The following is a 1,391-nucleotide window of genomic DNA, read 5'->3' on the forward strand; positions in this document are numbered from 1 at the left end:
TTCACCTTCTGGGGCTGGCAACTGATCATCGTCCTGGCTGCCGTCAGCCTGCCCTTGGGCTGGACCAGCTCCAAGGAATACGCCGAGCTGGAGTGGCCGATTGACCTGCTGATCACCGTGGTCTGGGTCGCTTACGCCGTGGTGTTCTTCGGCACGCTGATCAAGCGCAACACCAAGCACATCTACGTGGGCAACTGGTTCTTCGGCGGTTTCATCCTCACCGTAGCCCTGCTGCACGTGGTCAACAACCTGGAAATCCCGGTCACCCTGACCAAGTCCTACTCGCTCTATGCGGGCGCCACGGATGCCATGGTGCAATGGTGGTACGGCCATAACGCCGTAGGTTTCTTCCTGACCGCCGGCTTCCTCGGCATGATGTACTACTTCGTACCCAAGCAGGCTGGCCGTCCGGTCTACTCCTATCGCCTGTCGATCGTGCACTTCTGGGCACTGATCGCCGTGTACATCTGGGCCGGCCCGCACCACCTGCACTACACCGCCCTGCCCGACTGGGCACAGTCGCTGGGCATGGTGATGTCGCTGATCCTCCTCGCCCCGAGCTGGGGTGGCATGATCAACGGCATGATGACCCTCTCGGGCGCCTGGCATAAGCTGCGCAGCGACCCCATCCTGCGCTTCCTGGTGGTGTCCCTGGCCTTCTACGGCATGTCCACCTTCGAAGGCCCGATGATGGCCATCAAGACCGTCAACGCCCTGTCCCACTACACCGACTGGACCATCGGCCACGTACACGCCGGCGCGCTCGGCTGGGTAGCCATGGTGTCGATCGGCGCCCTGTACCACCTGATCCCCAAGGTCTTCGCCCGCGACAACATGTACAGCGTTGGCCTGATCAACACCCACTTCTGGCTGGCGACCATCGGCACCGTGCTGTACATCGCTTCCATGTGGGTCAACGGCATCGCCCAAGGTCTGATGTGGCGCGCAGTCAACGATGACGGCACCCTCACCTACTCCTTTGTCGAAGCGCTGGAAGCCAGCCACCCTGGCTATATCGTGCGCATGATCGGCGGCGCGATCTTCCTCGCCGGCATGGTGATCATGGCCTACAACACCTGGCGCACCGTTAGCGCGGCCAAGGCGGCCGACATGGAAGCCGCTGCGAAGTTTTCGGTAGCAGGAGCCCACTAATGAAACAGCATGAAGTCCTCGAGAAGAACGTCGGCCTGCTGGCCCTATTCATGGTCCTGGCCGTCTCCATCGGCGGCCTGGTGCAAATCGTCCCGCTGTTCTTCCAGAACGAAGTGAACGAGCCGGTAGAAGGCATGAAGCCCTACACCGCCCTGCAACTGGAAGGTCGTGACATCTACATCAAGGAAGGCTGCGTGGGCTGCCATTCGCAGATGATTCGTCCGTTCCGCGCGGAAACC

General features: G+C 61.4%; 2 protein-coding genes. Both read left to right on the forward strand.

Annotation, left to right across the window (positions count from 1 at the left end; all coding sequences use genetic code 11):
* Positions 1-1,152: cytochrome-c oxidase, cbb3-type subunit I (ccoN, locus tag CFY91_RS15590; RefSeq protein WP_093987289.1), on the forward strand; the 1,152-nt coding region annotated here is incomplete at its 5' end.
* The coding region (locus CFY91_RS15595; RefSeq protein ID WP_207759402.1) for a cbb3-type cytochrome c oxidase subunit II at positions 1,152-1,391 on the forward strand (240 nt) is incomplete at its 3' end. The genes ccoN and CFY91_RS15595, both read left to right, overlap by 1 nt.

The organism is Pseudomonas fluvialis, assembly GCF_002234375.1.
In the GTDB taxonomy this organism is placed as follows: domain Bacteria; phylum Pseudomonadota; class Gammaproteobacteria; order Pseudomonadales; family Pseudomonadaceae; genus Aquipseudomonas; species Aquipseudomonas fluvialis.